Annotated in this window: 18 protein-coding genes and 1 tRNA gene; 12 read left to right on the forward strand and 7 right to left on the reverse strand. The window is 33.6% G+C overall.

Annotated features, from left to right (window positions below; genetic code table 11):
- Positions 1 to 222 precede the first annotated feature (222 nt).
- The 4 genes from AC07XU_RS02030 (at position 223) to AC07XU_RS02045 (ending at position 4,025) form a co-directional block, all read left to right on the forward strand.
- Positions 223 to 1,377: a fatty acid desaturase family protein gene (locus AC07XU_RS02030; protein ID WP_494941950.1), complete on the forward strand. Its 1,155-nt coding sequence runs from the start codon at positions 223 to 225 to the stop codon at positions 1,375 to 1,377.
- 155 nt (positions 1,378 to 1,532) lie between these two features.
- Positions 1,533 to 2,159, forward strand: coding sequence for a tetratricopeptide repeat protein (locus tag AC07XU_RS02035; protein ID WP_494941951.1), 627 nt, complete (start codon positions 1,533 to 1,535; stop codon positions 2,157 to 2,159).
- Between the two features lie 48 nt (positions 2,160 to 2,207).
- A complete protein-coding gene (locus AC07XU_RS02040) occupies positions 2,208 to 3,272 on the forward strand; it encodes a sensor histidine kinase (protein WP_494941952.1) in 1,065 nt (354 codons plus the stop codon).
- Positions 3,273 to 3,278: 6 nt separating this feature from the next.
- Positions 3,279 to 4,025: a LytR/AlgR family response regulator transcription factor gene (locus AC07XU_RS02045; RefSeq protein ID WP_494941953.1), complete on the forward strand. Its 747-nt coding sequence runs from the start codon at positions 3,279 to 3,281 to the stop codon at positions 4,023 to 4,025.
- A gap of 26 nt (positions 4,026 to 4,051) precedes the next feature.
- Here AC07XU_RS02045 and AC07XU_RS02050 read toward each other — a convergent pair whose 3' ends face one another.
- Both AC07XU_RS02050 and AC07XU_RS02055 read right to left on the reverse strand, forming a co-directional pair.
- The gene (locus AC07XU_RS02050; RefSeq protein ID WP_494941954.1) at positions 4,052 to 4,705 is read right to left on the reverse strand and encodes a GDSL-type esterase/lipase family protein; all 654 of its coding nucleotides are present in this window, start codon (positions 4,703 to 4,705) and stop codon (positions 4,052 to 4,054) included.
- Between the two features lie 141 nt (positions 4,706 to 4,846).
- Positions 4,847 to 4,923 (reverse strand) — tRNA-Asn (locus AC07XU_RS02055).
- 144 nt (positions 4,924 to 5,067) lie between these two features.
- On the opposite strand from AC07XU_RS02055, the gene AC07XU_RS02060 reads away from it, so the two are divergent.
- Complete coding sequence (locus AC07XU_RS02060) at positions 5,068 to 5,988, forward strand: PfkB family carbohydrate kinase (RefSeq protein WP_494941955.1); 921 nt, start codon at positions 5,068 to 5,070, stop codon at positions 5,986 to 5,988.
- 229 nt (positions 5,989 to 6,217) lie between these two features.
- On the opposite strand, the gene AC07XU_RS02065 is transcribed toward AC07XU_RS02060, so the two are convergent.
- The 4 genes from AC07XU_RS02065 to murB all read right to left on the reverse strand — a co-directional run bounded on the left by AC07XU_RS02065 (position 6,218) and on the right by murB (position 8,946).
- Complete coding sequence (locus tag AC07XU_RS02065) at positions 6,218 to 6,463, reverse strand: cytochrome b5 domain-containing protein (protein ID WP_494941956.1); 246 nt, start codon at positions 6,461 to 6,463, stop codon at positions 6,218 to 6,220.
- Positions 6,463 to 7,140 (reverse strand): lycopene cyclase domain-containing protein, encoded by a 678-nt coding sequence (locus AC07XU_RS02070; protein WP_494941957.1) that lies wholly within the window; start codon positions 7,138 to 7,140, stop codon positions 6,463 to 6,465. The genes AC07XU_RS02065 and AC07XU_RS02070 overlap by 1 nt, the downstream gene beginning before the upstream one ends.
- A 105-nt stretch (positions 7,141 to 7,245) precedes the next feature.
- Positions 7,246 to 7,773, reverse strand: a complete 528-nt coding sequence (locus AC07XU_RS02075; protein WP_494941958.1) for an RNA polymerase sigma factor — start codon at positions 7,771 to 7,773, stop codon at positions 7,246 to 7,248.
- Between the two features lie 156 nt (positions 7,774 to 7,929).
- Positions 7,930 to 8,946, reverse strand: a complete 1,017-nt coding sequence (gene murB, locus AC07XU_RS02080; RefSeq protein ID WP_494941959.1) for a UDP-N-acetylmuramate dehydrogenase — start codon at positions 8,944 to 8,946, stop codon at positions 7,930 to 7,932.
- A gap of 398 nt (positions 8,947 to 9,344) precedes the next feature.
- On the opposite strand from murB, the gene AC07XU_RS02085 reads away from it, so the two are divergent.
- The 7 genes from AC07XU_RS02085 to AC07XU_RS02115 all read left to right on the forward strand — a co-directional run bounded on the left by AC07XU_RS02085 (position 9,345) and on the right by AC07XU_RS02115 (position 17,514).
- Positions 9,345 to 9,965, forward strand: a complete 621-nt coding sequence (locus AC07XU_RS02085; RefSeq protein WP_494941960.1) for a TetR/AcrR family transcriptional regulator — start codon at positions 9,345 to 9,347, stop codon at positions 9,963 to 9,965.
- 3 nt (positions 9,966 to 9,968) lie between these two features.
- Positions 9,969 to 11,306 (forward strand): TolC family protein, encoded by a 1,338-nt coding sequence (locus AC07XU_RS02090; protein ID WP_494941961.1) that lies wholly within the window; start codon positions 9,969 to 9,971, stop codon positions 11,304 to 11,306.
- A 20-nt stretch (positions 11,307 to 11,326) separates the two neighbouring features.
- Entirely contained in the window at positions 11,327 to 12,418 is a 1,092-nt protein-coding gene (locus AC07XU_RS02095) for an efflux RND transporter periplasmic adaptor subunit (protein WP_494941962.1), read from the forward strand.
- 38 nt (positions 12,419 to 12,456) lie between these two features.
- Complete coding sequence (locus AC07XU_RS02100) at positions 12,457 to 15,882, forward strand: efflux RND transporter permease subunit (RefSeq protein ID WP_494941963.1); 3,426 nt, start codon at positions 12,457 to 12,459, stop codon at positions 15,880 to 15,882.
- A 402-nt stretch (positions 15,883 to 16,284) separates the two neighbouring features.
- A complete protein-coding gene (locus AC07XU_RS02105) occupies positions 16,285 to 16,497 on the forward strand; it encodes a hypothetical protein (RefSeq protein WP_494941964.1) in 213 nt (70 codons plus the stop codon).
- A complete protein-coding gene (locus AC07XU_RS02110) occupies positions 16,497 to 16,976 on the forward strand; it encodes an RNA polymerase sigma factor (protein ID WP_494941965.1) in 480 nt (159 codons plus the stop codon). The genes AC07XU_RS02105 and AC07XU_RS02110 overlap by 1 nt, the downstream gene beginning before the upstream one ends.
- The gene (locus tag AC07XU_RS02115) at positions 16,966 to 17,514 is read left to right on the forward strand and encodes a hypothetical protein (protein WP_494941966.1); all 549 of its coding nucleotides are present in this window, start codon (positions 16,966 to 16,968) and stop codon (positions 17,512 to 17,514) included. The genes AC07XU_RS02110 and AC07XU_RS02115 overlap by 11 nt, the downstream gene beginning before the upstream one ends.
- Before the next feature lie 284 nt (positions 17,515 to 17,798).
- Here AC07XU_RS02115 and AC07XU_RS02120 read toward each other — a convergent pair whose 3' ends face one another.
- The gene (locus AC07XU_RS02120; RefSeq protein WP_494941967.1) at positions 17,799 to 18,983 is read right to left on the reverse strand and encodes an MFS transporter; all 1,185 of its coding nucleotides are present in this window, start codon (positions 18,981 to 18,983) and stop codon (positions 17,799 to 17,801) included.
- Position 18,984: the final 1 nt, after the last annotated feature.

Consider the following 18,984-nt stretch of genomic DNA (forward strand, 5'->3'; position numbering starts at 1 on the left):
ACTCAATATCTGCTATTTAAAATATAAAAAATAATATTTTTTTTTGCCGCTAATTTTGAACTTTTACCATTATGGTGATATTCCAAAACATCTACAGAGATAAAATTTGCGTAGGTTTTATTATGGTTGTGAAATTAAAATGACAATTGTAGTAATTACTATTTTAATTAACCTACATTAGCTAATATAATTAAACTGCCCTACCTATCTCTAAAGCAATATATGTCTAAAAAAGTAAAGTTTACAAACCTAAATAAATCTACATTTTACGCCACACTTCGCAAACGTGTTGATGGATATTTTGAAGAAAAGCAATTAAGTGTACATGCAAATAATGCGATGTGGTTTAAAGCTGTTTTCTTTTTAGGAACATTTATTGCTTTGTATTTAAGCATTTTACTTGGCGATTTAAATGTTTATTTAAAGCTGGCCATGGCAATTGTATTAGGCATGTTTGGGGCTTTTGTAGGGTTTAACATTTGCCATGACGCCATACACAAAGCATTTTCAGCCAATCAAAAAGTAAATAAAGTATTTAGTTTTTTATTTAGCCTAATTGGCGCAAGCGCTTATGTTTGGAGCATTTGCCATAACATCGTACACCACACTTATACCAATATTTCTGGGCATGATGAAGATATTGATGTAGCTCCGGGTTTAATAAGATTTTCTGAAGATGAACCTGTAAATAAAGTACAGCGCTATCAACATATTTATGCGTTTGGATTATATAGTTTGGCCATGTTATCATGGGTTTTTAGGAAAGATTACAAGAAGTTTTTTCAGACTAAAATTGGCTCTCAAGTTGCCAATCACCCTAAAATTGAATATTTTAACCTGTTCTTTTTTAAATTTCTTTATTACTTTTTGTTTATCATTTTACCACTAATAGTAATTGATGTAACATGGTGGCAATTTATAATTGGCTTTTTAGCCATGCAATTTGCGCAAGGTTTAGTTTTAGGATTGGTATTTCAATTGGCCCATGTTGTAGAAGGAACAAGTTTCCCAGAATTAAATGAGGAAGGAAATATTGAAGAAGCTTGGGCTGCACATCAAATGATGACCACCGCAAACTTTGCCGTAAACAGTAAAATTGCAGCTTTTTTATGCGGAGGTTTAAATCGACAAGTTGAGCACCATCTGTTTCCTAAAATTTGTCATATTCATTATCCCGCAATCGGTAAAATAGTTAAAGAAACGGCATTAGAATTCAATTTACCTTATATCGAAAGCCCAACATTTTTTACAGCATTGGCATCTCATTATCGTATGCTTCGCAAATTGGGTAAAGAGGCATATATCACCAAAAATAAAACATCCGTTACAACAACCTGTATCTTAACAGGCATAAAAATTCCTCAAACTACCACTTAACTACAGGCAAATTATTTGGACACTAAAAGCCCAAACTGAATTTACTACCATTCATCTTAATTTTAATACAACTCATCTTGTTTTGCTTCTAAAGCTAGGTATGTGTTTGCAAATTTGATTAATCAATTAAACAAACAACCTAAATATTTAAAAAGATGAAAACATTAACATTTATTGCAGCACTTCTATTTTCAGTAGCATTTGTAAGGGCACAATCAGACTTCACAAGTGATATAAAAAATGGTATTAACATTTTAGATACCATGAAAACCGAAAAAACTAATCAACAAGTAGTTGCTCACTTTGAAAAAATAGCTGTAAAATCTACCAATTGGGAAGCTCAATATTATGCAGCTTACAGTAATTTGTTATTGGGTATTGGTAAAAAAGATCAAGAAGAAAAAGACGAATTGTTTAACAAAGCGCTAATGTTTATTAAAAAAGCTGACTCATTAAACATTAACAACAGCGAAATAACTACTTTAAAGGGTTACATTATATTTATGCAGATGTCGGTTTATCCTCAGCAAAGAGCTATGAACATGATTCCTGAAGCCAATTCTTTATTTGAAAAAGCCATTGCCTTAAACCCAGAAAACCCTCGTTCGTATTTATTAAAAGGTGTTAGTTTATTTTACGTTCCAGCTATGTTTGGCGGAGATAAAGAGCAAGCAAAAGTGGTGCTTGAAACTGCAAAATCAAAATTTGAAAAATACACTGCCAAAAACTTACAACCAAACTGGGGCAAAAATAAAGTTGAAGAATTGTTAAAGCAATTATAAATCAGCTTTGCTGAATAATAAATTTTGGTAAATTGAGCTTATATTACGATGAAGGCAGAAAAACTATTATTTAAAGAAGGCGGATTATTACGCACTAATATAAAGTATGGCACAGTAGGAATTATTGTGGGCATGGTTTTGAGTTCTTTTTTTAGCTTACTTAATCCCAGCGGTTTTCAACTCAAAAACGCGTTACTTAACATACTTTTTAGCTTTTTTATTACCATTAGTATTGCAAATATTGTGGCATTAACTCAAAAGTATTTTAATACTGCAAAAATTAGCTTTTGGAAGTTTATTTTACTTTACTACCTCTGCACTTTAATCGGTTTGTTTATAGGTATAGAACTTTCTTATCTTATTGTTTCTTTTCTGTTTGATTTTAAATACAGCTTGCTAAACCACATTAACGATTATAAGTTTTCTACCTTCATTTCATTGATTATTGGCACACTAATATTACTTTACAATTTTCAGCGTGTAAATGCAGAAACCACGCTAAAGGCTAAAGAGATGGATTTGGTTAAGCTAAATCAACTTAAAACGGAGGCTGAATTACAGGCGTTGCAGGCTAAAATAAACCCTCATTTTTTATATAATGCACTAAATTCTATAGCAAGTTTAATACATGAAGATGCTAATAAGGCAGAAGATATGACCCTTAAACTTTCTAAACTTTTTAGATATAGCATTAATACATTGGCAGAAAACCTATCGACCATTAAGGAAGAGCTAGAAATACTTAATGCCTATTTAGATATAGAAAAGGTAAGATTTGGCAATAGGATTAATTTTGAAATAGATGTAGATGCAAAACTACTAGCTGATAAAATACCAAGATTTTTATTGCAACCTTTGGTAGAAAATGCACTTAAACACGGACTAAAAGATAGCGTAGAAAATGGCTTGCTAAAATTGTCTATTGCCAGTAATGATCAAAATATTGAAATTTTAATGTTTGACAATGGCTATCCTTTTCCCGAAGAATTGATTGCTGGCTATGGTTTACAAAGTACTTATGATAAACTTCAGCTGCTTTATAAAGAAAATTACGACTTACAACTCAACAATAACCCTGTAAAGCACATTAAAATAACACTCCCTTTTATTTAAATCACTATGTGGAAAACCATTGTAATAGACGATGAACAATTAGCAAGACAACGAATTAAGCGCTTACTAAAAGAATATGATGAAATTGAAATTATTGGTGAGGCAGAGAATGGCGCTGAGGGTTTAACTTTGATTGAGCAGCTACAACCTCATTTAATTTTTTTAGACATCGAAATGCCAATTTTAAACGGTTTTGAGATGTTAGCAAAATTGAAACATCAACCAAAAGTTGTGTTTACTACAGCTTATGATCAATATGCCATTAAAGCTTTTGAAGAAGGATCAATTGATTATTTGTTAAAACCTATTGAGCTTGAAAGACTAGATAAAACCATTAAAAAATTAAAGGAAACAAATTTAGCTACAACTACTCAGGTACCTTTAGAAGAATTAATACGCCAAATAAACGGTAAAAAACACATCAAAACCTTAACAGTTAAAATTGGCGATAAAATCTTACTCATTAAACTTGTAGATATTGTACATATTCAGGCAGAAGATAAATATGTTTTTTTACACACAGTGGATGGCAAAAAACACCTAACCGATTTCACCCTTACTACATTAGAAGAAAAACTGCCAGAAGAATTTTTAAGAATTCATCGCAGCGATATCATTAATACAGAATACATTAAGGAAATTAGAAAAGGTTTTAACGGAGCTTTAATTTTTGTGCTCAATAACGCTACAGAAACGAGAGTTACTTCAAGCAGATCAAACAGCGAGACCTTAAGAATTAAGTTTGATATTTAAGTTTAGCTGTAAATAAAAAATTAGCATTATTTTAAGTAAGGCTCCATAATTTTTTGCCAAATGGTGTACCCCTTTGCATTCATGTGTAAATTATCTGAGAGAAAAATTTCTTTCATAATTGTACCATCAGCATTAAACATAGCGTCGTAAGTATTTATAAATTTTGTTCGTCTAATTCCTTTCAGCATTTCCTTAATTTCAGCATTGGCTTCAATCATTAATGGCCAATATTTTTCTCTAGATGGACTTGGCTTAATTGAAATATAGGCAATGGGAACTTTCGGGTATTTAAATCTAATGGTGTCAATTAATTTTTTAGCTCTTACCACCACCATATCTGCTGTAGTTCCATCAGTCATAAAATCATTTTCACCGCAATAGATAACTATTTGCTTTGGCTGATATGGGTAAACGATATCTCCAACATAGTTAATTACATTTGGCAGCGATGAACCACCAAAACCACGATTAAGAATTACATGATTTGGGAAATAATTTTGCGCATCTTTCCAATTTGTAAATGTTGAACTTCCGATAAATAACACTGCGTTTTTGGGTGGAAACTGAATGCTATCTTGCTTTTTAAACCTTTGAATATCGTTGTAAAAAGCACCTTTAGTTTGTGCATTTACATTAATAAATACAACTAAGAATAGAACTAGCAATTTTATTTTTTTCATATCGATTTAAAGTTAGGTAATTGTTTTAACAACCAACAAGTTTTAGTGTTTAGACTTGATATAACTTTCGTTTAAATTAATAATGGAACCCTTTAAAAACAAGAAAGCCTTACCGGGCATGGTAAGGCTTGTTCTTGAAATTGGCTCCCTCTGCTGGGCTCGAACCAGCGACCCTCTGATTAACAGTCAGATGCTCTAACCAGCTGAGCTAAGAAGGAGTACTGGTTATTCCTAAAACGCTTCTAGATGTTATGTTTTAAACATAAACCCTTGTTCGTTTTGGGAATGCAATATTAGGGCTTTTAAATTATTTATGCAATATTTGTAGCAAAATATTTTAAAAAAAATTCAACTTAATTCATATGAGCCTGATAATCATAGGTACTGTAGCATTCGATGCTATTGAAACTCCCTTCGGAAAAACCGATAAAATAGTGGGTGGGGCCGCAACTTACGCTAGTTTAGCTGCTTCTTACTTCTACAATAAGACAAAAATTGTTGCTGTTGTTGGTGATGATTTTAAAAAAGAAGACATCGCTCTGCTCGAAAACCATGGAGTAGATACCGAAGGTTTACAAATTAAACAAGGCGAAAAATCATTTTTTTGGAGCGGTAAATATCATAACGACATGAATAGTCGTGATACATTGGTAACTGAATTAAATGTACTAGAGCATTTTGACCCTATTATACCAGAAAGCTACCAAGATTGCGAGTATTTGATGTTAGGTAACCTTACCCCTCAAATTCAGCGTACGGTTATAGAGAGGCTTAAAAATCGCCCAAAACTAATCGTTTTAGATACCATGAACTTTTGGATGGATATTATGATGGACGACCTCCTAGAAACCATTAAACTAGTTGATGTATTAACCATTAACGATTCAGAGGCTCGTCAGTTATCTGGTGAGTATTCTTTGGTAAAAGCGGCAAACAAAATCTTAACCATGGGTCCAAAATATTTAATCATTAAAAAAGGAGAACACGGCGCCTTGTTATTCCATGAAGATAAAATTTTCTCAGCTCCTGCCCTACCATTAGCAGATGTATTTGACCCAACTGGCGCAGGCGACACATTTGCAGGCGGTTTTATTGGTTACTTGGCACAAGTGGGTACCATAAACTTTAACAATATGAAAAACGCGTTAATTTATGGCTCTGCATTGGCATCATTCTGTGTAGAGAAATTTGGCACCGAACGTTTATTAGAATTAGACAAAGAAGCGATTGCCGCTCGTTTACAACAATTTGTAAGTTTAAGTAGCTTCGAGATTAAGCAATAATTTTTTTAAAAGCGCAATTATAGTGCTACTATTTAAAGATAGTCCCGTTTTCCGCTGTACCTACGGTGCCGCTGCAACCGGGGCTATTTTTGTTAAGCCTTTGCAATTAACAAACACAGCATAGTGCAGATGGCTTAATCATCAACAGCAAACTTATAAATGCTAAGTTTGTGTTCTTTGTGCCACAGACCACGACTTAGAACTGGCTATCAACCATGTGTCTATGTGGTTAAATAATTGCTACCTGCAAAACACCCACTTTTTCAAACTTCTCAAAAACAGTCTCGGTATGTGGCGCATCTGGCAATTCATCAGTTAAATCTTGTCCGGCCCAATGCTCATAATGTTTGCCATTTTTCCAAAGCCTGCTTTCAGATACATCATAAATTAATCCCTTATAGGCTACCCAAATTTGCGGCTTATCTTGTCCGTTTCTAAGCGCCAGTTGTTGTTTGGTATATAAAGGCAAATCCATTATTTAGCAAATTTTCTATTCAGCACTTCCATAAAATAAACTCCCAATAACAAAGTTCCCATCATTAAAAAATAATTTTCAAAAGGGATAGTAGCCAAACTAAAGTCTAGGCTTTCTTTAGCATCATAGGTTATGATTGGGAAGCTGCAAATCACCACGTAACAAACAAAAAATGGGATTAAAGCAAATACATAAGCCCTATAAAATTTATACATAAACCTCAGCGTATTAATGTATTCTACACCAATTAGCAACATCATTAAAAAAGCAAAAGTGATCAGCGGAAACCATTTAGTGTAGGCAAAAAATAACATCGCTATGCAAACACCCATTAAAGCATGACTAACAGCCAGTGCGTATTTCTGAAGCTCGTTTTTTGGAAATCTTGAATTAAGATAATTATAAATTCCTAATCCAGCAAAGCTGAATAAAAACAAAAACAAGTAGGCTTCTAATGGCAAACCCCTATAATCAACACCAATAATACATGACTCATTAAAATTCCAAGCCTTAACACCAGTTAAAAAAATGGCCACTTCAGAAAACACTAGCATTACCAATAATGAGGCTATTAACATCGACTTTAAACTATTCAAAACCTTTGCTTTGCGATCTAAAGAAAGTAGTAATGGAATGAAGAGCAAAAATAAATCTAGATATAAAAAGGTATTATTCATTTAATTAATTTTGTCAAAAATAGGGTTTTGACATTGCATTACAACAAAAAAACCCCTCGATAATAATCGAAGGGTTTTGATAGATATATGTTGAGTATTGAATTTTTAAGACTCGGTAGATGTAAGGTCTTTAGAATAGGTTCTCAAATATTTTTTTAGTATACCACGTGCAACATGTATACGTGTTTTAACGGTTCCAATCGGTATATTTAATTCTTCAGCAATTTCGTGATATTTAAATCCTTCGAAATATTTCATAAACGGTACATAATATTCAGGTTGCAACGTTGCCAATGCTTTGTGAATATCGCCCATTACAAATTTACTTTCTACATCGTTTCTAGTTGCGCTATAGTGTAAGTTGGCCGATGAAATATCTTCGCTTTGCGTAATTAATGTATTTGTTTTTACCATACGACGATAGTTGTTGATAAACGTATTGCGCATAATGGTAAATAACCATCCTTTTAAGTTTGTACCTTCTTTAAACTTGCTGTAATAAGTAACCGCTTTTAGCATGGTGTCTTGTACCAAATCATTAGCATCTTCAACATCTTTAGTAAAATTTAAAGCGAATGACTGTAATGAGCCAGAATAATCATGCAATTGGTGGTTAAATTGTAGCTGTGTCATAATTTTTAGTTTAAGTTTTAAAAAGGAAACAGCGCTGTTAATGGTTCAAGCAAACTGTTCGTTTATTTGTTACAACACATACAACTATGATACCAAAAGTAATTTTGAATTTTATTTAAACGAAAAACCTTAGCATATTAAGCAAAAAGGGCATTGTTACAAAATGTTTACCTCTCGTTCTAAGGTTACGTTAAATTTGGCACGCACTGTTTTTATAATCTGTTCTGAAAAATTATACACTTCGTGTCCAGTAGCGTTACCATGATTAACTAAAACTAAGGCCTGATTTTTCCAAGTGCCTGTTTCACCAACCACAATTCCTTTAAAGCCGCATTGTTCAATAAGCCAACCAGCGGCTAGTTTTACTTCGTTATTGCCAACAGGAAAATTTACTACATCAGGATAATTTGCAGACAATGTATTGAAATCGCTTTGCGAAATAATAGGGTTTTTAAAAAAACTACCAGCGTTACCAATCGTTTTTGGGTCTGGCAATTTGCTTACCCTAATAGCCGATACAACTTTAGAGATATCCTCAATTGTTGGTTTGTCAATTCCTCTTGCTATAAGCTCGGTTGTAATTGCACCGTAATGAGTTTTTAAATTGGCAGTTTTACTTAAATGAAAAGTAACGCTGGTTATAATATACTTGCCTTTCTGCTTATTCTTAAAAATACTATCTCTATAACCAAACTTACATTCATCATAATTAAATGTTTTTATATTACCTGTAGCAATCTCAAAAGCTGTGCATGATGTAAATATATCTTTAAGCTCTACACCGTAAGCGCCAATGTTTTGTATAGGCGATGCACCAACTGTGCCTGGTATAAGCGAAAGATTTTCCATTCCTGCAAATCCGTGTGCTACGCAATAATTTACCAAATCATTCCAAATAACGCCGGCTCCGGCAGTCAATAAAACATCATCGCCCTGTGTTGTGTAAGTTATGCCACCTATACTAACCTTTAAAACTAAACCATTAAAATTTTCGGTAAACAGCATATTACTCCCACCGCCAAGCACTAATAATTTTTCTGCTTTTGCAGCATCGGTTTTAAAAATCTCTAGCAAATCATTTTCGCATTTCGCTTCAACAAAGTATTTGGCTTTAGCTTCAACGCCAAAAGTATTGTAGGGCTTTAAGGAGATATTTTCTTGTAGTGTAGGCATGGCTAAATATAAAGCACAAATGTATAAAAATGTAAATTTAAACCCCGACTATCTGATGTTTAAATTGGCTTTTGTAAATGACGTGTAATTAATACATCGCTCTAAAAATTAAGTTCACCTAAATAAATACGCCATTCACCGACAATATCTTCATAATTACTTGTTTAAACCTTCTTTTTGTAACATGGAAATACAACATACACAAGAAATCAGCATTGCTGAAGAAATAAAAATTTTAATTAGGAAACTTTGGAATTAAAAAAAGTTTCCATAGTTTTGCGCTTCTAAATTATCTCGCATGAAAATATTTAACACAGAAGCAACGGTGGCCGAAGAAATTAAAGTTTTGATTAAAAAACTTTGGAGCTAGTTCTTCTCATTTTATTTAAGGAGCAAAATTGGAAGTAAAAGAATACATTGTTGAAGAGGCGGATAAACTTTTTTGCCAATATGGCTTTAAAAGTGTAACCATGGATGACATTGCCAAACATTTGGGCATGTCTAAGAAAACGATCTATCAACATTTTAGTGATAAGGATGAGTTGGTTACTATTTTAATTAATGAGAAACTGAACAACCAAGAATGCACAATGGATTTTTGCGCTAAAAATGCTGAAAATGCAGTGCAGGAAATCTTTTTTGTAATTGTAAATATTCATGAAATGTTATCGAGCATGAATGCGATACTTTTTTACGATTTGCAAAAATATCATCCAAAAGCTTGGCTAACCTTTAAAGAATTTAAAGAGCAAAACTTGGGCAAATGCATTATGGTAAACCTAGAGCGAGGAATTAGCGAAGGTGTTTACAGAGCAGAGTTAAATACAGAAATCATTACCCAAATGAGATTAGATCAAGTAGACTTAATTTTCAATCAGCATGGCCAATACAACATGAACAAGTACAACTTAGCGCAGGTGATGGCAGAAATTACAGAACACTTTTTATATGGCATTTGTAACCACAATGGTTTAGATTTAATTGCAAAATACAAACAACAGCAAATTACGCAACCCTAATATATGAAACATAAACTTTACCTCTTACTTTTTGTATTGAGCTCGGCTTTTCCGGCAATAGCGCAACAAAAAGACACCACTGCAAACTTTAGCCTGCAAGAGGCTATTGCTTATGCACAAAATCATCAGGTAAGCATTTTAAATGCAAAAATTGATGAGCAAATTGCTATTAATACTGTTAAAAAAACAATTGGCATCGGCTTACCACAAGTTAGTGCAAATGCTAGCTTTCAAGATTTTTTAACGGTTCCAACCAGTTTATTGCCCGGAGATTTTTTTGGCGCACCTGGCACATTTGTACCTGTTAAATTTGGCGTTAAGTACAACTCAGCTGTTGGTTTAGAAGCTAGTCAGCTTTTGTTTGATGGCAGTTATTTAGTTGGCTTAAAGGCATCAAGAACTTATAAAGAGCTATCTGTAAAAAATACAGGAAGAAACAGAATTGAAACTACAGTTGCGGTAACTAAAGCTTATTATTCGGTATTGGTTAGTAATGAGCAACTTGCTTTAATAGATGCCAACTTAGAACGCTTAAAAAAATCATTAAATGATACAGAACAAATGTTTAAAAACGGTTTTGTAGAAAAAATTGACGTTGATCGTTTAACTGTACTAAATAACAACTTAACTACCGAACGTGAAAATGTAATTAGGTTATTGGCATTAAATGTTAATCTATTGAAATTTCAGATGGGAATGACAGTTGGTAGCATGCTAACTTTAAAAGACAAAATCAGCGATGTTAAAATTGATCAAACCCAAATATTAGCTAATGGTGACGTGTTTAATAAGCGTATTGAATATTCCCTTTTACAAACGCAAAAGAAATTAAATGAGCTAGATGTAAAACGTTATAAAAGCTTGTTTTTACCTAGTTTAGCTGCTTTTGGTAGTACTTCTGCAAATTTTCAGAATGATAATTTTAGAAACTTATACGATAGACGTTTCCCAACTACAGTTGTTGGCTTAAGGCTTTCAGTACCAATAATTTCTGGCGGACAAAAATTATATGATCTTCGCAATGCGAAATTAGAATCGCTTAAAACTGATAATGTGATTGTAAACTTAGAGAATGCAATTAACCTTGAAGTTTCTCAGGCTCAAACTATTTATTTAAACGGACAAAAATCTTTAGAAAACCAACAAAGAAATATGGATTTGGCTAAAGAAGTGTTAAGAGTTACCAAAATTAAGTACGACCAAGGTGTGGGTTCTAGTTTGGAAGTAACCACTGCAGAAACTTCGTTGAAAGAAGCTCAAAACAATTATATCACCGCTTTATATGATATGCTGATTAACAAAGTAAATCTAGATCAAGCTTTAGGAAACATTACTTACTAACCTCAAAAAAACAACATATAATGAAAAGAATATTATTCATCATGGCCATTGCATTTTTAGCAGCATGTGGCAATAAAAAAGATCCTAAAGCAGAATTAGCAGATCTTAAAAAACAACGCACTGAATTAGATGCGAAAATTGCAGACTTAGAAACTAAAGTAGGTGCAAGTGATACTACAAAAGCTGTTGCCAAAGATGTTGATGTGATAGATGTAGCTGAATCTAATTTTAAAAATTACTTAGAAGTTCAAGGTAAAATTGACGCAGAAGAAAATATTCAAGTTAATCCAGAAGCACAAGGCGTAGTGACTGCTGTGTATGCAAAAATTGGTCAGAATGTTGGTAAAGGTCAAGTTTTAGCTCAAATAGATGATAAAGTTTTGAGACAAAACATAGCCGAATTGCAAACACAATTAACTCTAGCTACAAGTTTATACAACAGACAAAAAAATCTTTGGGATCAAAAAATTGGTACCGAAGTGCAATTTATCAATGCAAAAACTCAAAAAGAAGCTGCAGAAAATAGAATAGCAACTTTACGTTCTCAAATTGCAATGTATAAAATTAAAGCACCAATCAGCGGAACTATAGATGCGATGGACTTAAAAGTTGGTCAATCGGTTGCTCCTGGAACTTCAGGAATTAGAATTGTGAATGCTAGTAATTTAAAAGCGAAAGCACAAGTTGCAGAAACTTATGCAGGCAGAGTAAACCAAGGTGATCAGGTAAATGTTGTTTTTCCTGATGTTCCAGATAGCTTGACAACTAAAATCAATTTCGCATCAAAAACTATCGATCCAGCATCTAGAAGTTTCGAAGTACAAATTAACTTGCCATCTAACAAAAAATATCGCCCAAATATGTTAGCGGTATTAAAAATTGTTGATTATCAAAACCCAAAAGCTCTAGTTATCCCTATATCGGCTGTGCAAAAATCTGAAAGTGGAGATTTTGTTTACATAGCTACAAACGGTATTGCTAAAAAAGTTGATATTAAAACTGGTAAATCTTACGAAGGTAAAGTAGAAGTTTTATCAGGATTAAAAGTTGGTGATAAACTAATTACCGCAGGTGCACAGAATTTAAACGCAGATGACGCTGTTAAATTCTAAAATATAACCATTTACATACACGCTTAATCTTAAAATAGATGAAAGACGATTTTAAAAAAGAATTTGCACCCTCGAGTTGGGCTATTGATAACAAAACGGCAATTTATGTGCTTACTGTTATCATTACCATTATGGGTTACTTGGGCTACCAAGGCTTACCAAAAGAAAATTTTCCGGAGGTTTTGGTACCAAAAATATTTGTGCAAACCGCTTATCCGGGCACCTCGCCGGCTAATATGGAAACCTTAGTTACCAAACAGATTGAGAAAAAATTAAAATCTACCAAAGGTTTAAAAAAGGTTACTTCAAACTCTTACCAAAACTTTTCGGTAATTGTTGCCGAATTTAATACCAATATTGAAATAGCAGAAGCTAAACAAAGGGTAAAAGATGCAGTAGATGAGGCTAAAGGCGATTTACCTAATGATTTACCTAATGATCCAAAAGTTTCTGACATCAATTTGGCCGATTTGCCAATTATGTACATTAACTTATCGGGAGATTACGATCTTAAAAGCTTAAAAAAATATGCCGAAGATTTACAGGATAGAATTGAGAGCTTTAAGGAAATTTCTGGGGTTGATATTGTTGGTGCATTAGAACAAGAAATTCAGATTAATGTTGATTTGAATAAAATGGAAGCCGCAAAAATTTCATTTACAGACATTCAAAATTCTGTTAAGTATGAAAATATGACGATTTCTGGCGGTGATGTAGCAATGGATGGCATAAAAAGAACTTTAAATGTTAAAAAAGAATTTACCAATGCGCAGCAAATTGCAGATTTAATTATCAAAACCCCTACTGGCTCTTCAGTTTATTTGAGAGATATTGCAGAGGTTAAAGATAGTTTTAAGGAACAAAACAGTTACGCCAGTTTATATGGCAAAAACGTAATTACGCTAAATGTTAAAAAACGTAGTGGCGAAAACTTAATTGAAGCATCTGATAAAATCAATGCTTTAATTAAAGAGATGAAAGGCTCGTCTTTACCAAAAAACTTAGAAATAAAGGTTACTGGAGATCAATCTGACCAAACACGTGTTACATTACACGATTTAATTAACACTATTATTATTGGTTTTATTTTGGTAACCATCATTTTAATGTTTTTTATGGGCGTTAAAAATGCATTGTTTGTGGCCCTCTCTGTACCATTATCAATGTTTATTGCCTTTATAACCATGCCAGCTTTAGGCAGTTTATTTGGCTTTAGTTTTACCATGAACATGATCGTACTCTTCTCTTTCCTTTTAGGTTTGGGTATTGTGGTTGATGATGCCATCGTGGTAATTGAAAACACGCACCGTATATTTAACAATGGTAAAGTGCCAATTGTGAAAGCAGCTAAAGCGGCAGCTGGCGAAGTGTTCATGCCAGTACTTTCTGGTACTTTAACTACCCTCGCTCCTTTTGTTCCTTTGCTTTTTTGGCCAGGTATTATTGGTGAGTTTATGTTCTTTTTGCCTGTAACACTAATTATCACTTTATTAGCGTCTTTAGTGGTAGCTTATATCATCAACCCAGTTTTTGCGGTAGATTTTATGGAAATTGAAGACCATGAAACGCATAAGCCTAAGTTTGATAGAAAAGTTAAGAAAACGGTATTAATTATGGCGGGTATAGCACTACTAGCTTACCTGATGTCATTTGGTTTAGGAAACTTTGTAGTACTATTAATTTTACTTTATTTATTAAATCATTTTTACCTAGAAAATGCAGTTAAAAATTTCCAAAATAATTTATGGCCACGTTTTCAGGCTAGTTATGCAAGGTTATTAACTAAGGCTTTAAATTGGCCAAGGGCGATGCTTTTTGGAACTTTAGGTTTGTTATTCTTTTCTTTTGGATTGATGTACGTAGTTCCTCCAAAGGTTGTTTTCTTCCCAGAAGGAGATCCTAACTTTATTTATGTTTATTTAAACTTACCAATTGGTACCGACCAAGCTTATACCAATGAGGTTGTTAAAAAATTAGAGAAAAAAGTAACTGAAGTTGTTGGTGGAAAAGACAATAAAGATGTGTCTTCTATCATTTCTAACGTAACTGTTGGTGTTACTGATCCACAAGATGAGGATCAAGGTGAATATCCTAACAAAGGAAAGATTACGGTAGCTTTTGTAGAGTTTGGCAAAAGAACCGGACCAGAAACTTCAACTTATTTAAGTAAAATTAGAGAAGCAGTAAAAGGGATACCAGGTGCAGAAATTACTGTGGCTAAAGAACAAGGTGGCCCACCAACTGCTAAGCCAATTAGTATAGAAATTACTGGCGACAACTTAGATTCTTTGGTTAAAACTTCAGAAAAATTGAAGAAATTTATCGTAAGCAAACGAATTTATGGTATTGAAGAGTTAAAATCTGACTTTTTAAATAATAAGCCAGAGATTGTTTTTAACCTAGATAGAGAGCGTGCCAATAGAGAAGGCATTTCTTCTGGTCAAATTGGTGGCGATTTACGTACTGCTATTTTTGGTAAAGAGATTTCTAAATTTAGAGACGTTGATGAAGATTATGATATCACTTTAAGGTCTCAAGAAAACCAAAGAAATAACCTTGATGCGTTAAGAAATATGAAAATGACTTACCGCGATATGGGTATGGGCGGGATTATTCGTCAAGTTCCTTTATCTTCTTTCGGTACGGTAGATTATGTGAACACTTATGGCGGTATTAAACGTAAACAAGAGAAACGCATTATCATTTTATCTTCTAACGTATTAGCCGATGCTAACCCTAATGAAGTTGTTGGCAAAATACAGAGTGAAATTAATGAGTTTAAAGTGCCAACCGGTGTTGAAGTGAAAATGGCTGGTGAGCAAGAAGAGCAGTTAGAAACCGCAGCATTTTTAGGTAAAGCAATGTTAATCGCTTTAGGTTTAATTTTGATCATTTTAGTTACGCAATTTAACTCTATCAGTAAACCGATGATTATTTTAAGTGAAATCTTATTCAGTATTATCGGAGTTATTTTAGGGATTACCATTTTTAGAATGGAAATGTCTGTTGTAATGAGTGGTATTGGTATTGTGGCATTAGCAGGTATTGTGGTTAGAAATGGTATTTTATTGGTAGAGTTTACCGATTTACTAATTGAAGAAGGCATGCCAGTTAAAGAAGCTGTAATTGAAGCCGGCCGTACGCGTATGACACCAGTATTATTAACCGCAACCGCAACAATGCTAGGTTTAATTCCGTTAGCAGTCGGCTTAAATATGGATTTTACCACTCTATTTACAGAGTTTAATCCGCATTTATATTTTGGTGGCGATAACGTTGCTTTTTGGGGGCCTTTATCATGGACAATGATTTTCGGTTTGGCTTTTGCAACTTTCCTTACTTTAATTTTAGTGCCTTGTATGTATTTATTAGGCGATGTAAATTCTAAATTAATTAAAGGTTGGTTCAAGAAAAAACCAGAACCAGTTGATGTTTTTGCTGAACAATCGAAAAAATCAGAATAATTTACACACGAAATAATGAAAACCAATCCCGATAGCTAAAAACTATCGGGATTTTTTTTGAGCGTTATTTTTTGCGTCATTTCCAGCTCCACTGGCAATCGTAATGCTTTAATAATTAACAAAATATTTTTCGAAAAGCAAATTCATTCGCTCCTGTCAAAAATAGTCGGGCTTTCTGCTGCAATCTTTTTGTTATCGGTACTACTATTCACTCATCAATCCCGAGCTTGTCGAAGGAGCATTTTTGCAAAAAGCTTCGACAGGCTCAGCGTGACACTCAAAAAGTATTTTCGATACAATCCCGTTTAGTTAACCTCGGCTTTTGCAGCTATCAAAGTTTTTTATGAGCAAGTGTAAGTTTTTATTACAGAATGCTACTAATGCTTTAAAACAATTATAATTATGAAAATTAAAATCACAATTTTAGCATTAGCATTAGTTACTTTGATGTTTGGCTGCAACAAAAAGTCATCGCCAGATGGAAGAGCACAACTACGAGATAGTGAACTTGCCGAAAAGATTGAGCTACTGAACAAGAAGCAAATCGTAATTTTAGATAGCTTAAAAGTTTTAGATCAAAAAATCGAAACATTAAAAAATGCAAAGCAAAATTAATGAGTGAAGCCACATTTTTACAATTACTAAATGCTAATCAAGGTATTATTGGCAAGGTTTGTAGCATATATTGTGATTTTAAAGAAGATTACGAAGATCTATTTCAAGAGATTACTTATCACGCCTATAAAGGTTACCCTTCTTTTAGGGGCGAAGCTAAATTTAGTACTTGGCTCTATCGAATTGCATTAAATACAGCCATAAGTTCTTTTAGAAAGAAAAAACCTCAAATCAATTTTGTTGCCGAACTACCAGACGAAAAGGTATTTAGTAATGAAGAACAGCACAACCAAAAGCAGCATTTAATTTATGCCATTAAGCAATTAAATGAGGGCGAGAGAGCCATCATTACACTCTATTTAGAAGATTTAAGCTATGCTGAAATTGCATCAATAATTGGCATTAGCGAAAACAATATTGCTGTAAAACTTAACCGAATTAAAAACAAACTACATAAAATATTAAGCAATGGAAAATGATGATTTAAAAAGTTTATGGAGAGCATTACCAAATACCGCAAAAAGCAAGCAAGAACTTAATCAACTCTTAAAAAAGTCAAGTAATCCAATTCTAAGCGCTATAAAAAAGCAACTCATCATTGAATTTTTTGGGTTTAGTGCATTTTTGTTTTGCTATTTCAGCATGTTTGATGGTGCAAATAAGCCCATTGCTGTAAACCTGATGATTATTATAGCTATCATAATTCAGCTTATAAATGGATATAGAGGTTATCTCATTCAAGCCAAATTTAGAAGTAGCATTAATCTCTATAATGACCTGCTTAATCTAATTAATAAACTAAAAAGCTACCGGTTAGAGAATTTAATCTGTAAAACATTTTTCGGAATAAGTATCATCATCTTTTTTACCTATGGTTTAGAAATTACTGAAAATGAGTGGATGCCTTTGGTGTTAATAATAACTATTTTCTGCTTACAGCTTTTATCTCTTAATGGTATTTGGCAAAAAAGAATTAACAGATTAAAGCTAATTATCAGAGACTTTGAGAACAAGTAAGTTTGGGGCATTTATTTTGATGAGCCAAGCACCACAGCCTTTGTAATATAAACCCGGTTGAAGTGAAAATATTTTTTTTTCTCGTTTTGCCGTCATATCGAAATGAGGAACGAATGAGATATCTGTTTCAATCAACAACTGAACTTGCAGATTTCTCTCTGCGCTCGAAATGACGGTAAACAAAAATATTGTAAAGAAAAACGGGACTGCATTAGCCAAAAACCACTACCACTCTTTTTCAATTAAATCGATCTTTCTTGATACTTCATGCTAAGTACCCGATGCTATCTTATCGCACTAATCTTCGCTACAATAAACGTAATGAGCAAACCAAAACAGCCAATAAAAGCATATGAATAGCGCAGACTAGATAATTCGGAAATGTAACCAATTAACGGTGGGCCCATTAAAAAACCAAAGTAACTAACACCAGAAACCATAGCCAAAGCTATACCCGGCGAAACTTTGGTGTTTGTACCTGCAATGCTGTAAACCATTGGTACTATACCCGAAACGCCAATACCGACCAACATAAAACCTATCACAGAAGGGATTAAGTAAGGAAAAAGAACAGCAGTAAACATTCCTGTAGTAATAATTATACCACTTACTTGCAAAGACCTTTTTCTGCCATACTTCGTTATTATTTTGTCGCCCAAAAACCTACCAGTTGCCATCATGATCATAAATGAGGTATAACCTAAAATTACGAGTGATTGCGGTGCTTTAACAATCTCTTTAAAGTAAACACCACTCCAATCAAACATAGCGCCTTCTGTTGCCATGCTGCAAAACCCGATGATACCCAACTGCACCAAAACACCTTGCGGCTTGGTAAATAATTTAGGTTTATTGGTAGAGCTAGATTTTTGACCTGGCAATAAAAAGCGGTAATTGATAATGATGTGCAGCCAAACTATTGCCGCAATAATACAAAAATGAATAAATGGTGTGAGGTGAAAGTTCATCATGACTAAACCAAGTAATGCACCTGTAAAACCACCAACACTCCAGGCGCCATGAAAGGATGTCATGATGGGTTTGCCATAATATGTTTCGCCGGCAACGCCTTGTGTATTTAAGGCTATGTTACAAATATTACCACTTATACCTAAAAGGAATAAAAATATTGCCAGTTGCCAACCCACCGTTGCTAAACCTAATAATATTAACGATAAAGCATACAATGGCGCTCCGATTGTTAACATTCTTCTGCTGCCAAAAATAGTGGTTAACCTACCAGATATAGGCATTGTTAGCAGCTGACCAAGCGGCAAGGCTAATAGAATACTTCCTAATGCTGCATCAGAAAGCTGTAAGGTAGATTTTAAATCGGGTATACGACTAGCCCACGATGCAAAAACCACACCTTGGCCAAAGTAGAAAAGGGAGATGGCAAAACGCACTCGTTCTCTACTGTAAGGAGTGATTGGTTGATCGGAACTGATCTGAGTTATAGCTTCTGACATT

It is taken from the genome of Pedobacter sp. GW456-11-11-14-TSB4, assembly GCF_059424425.1.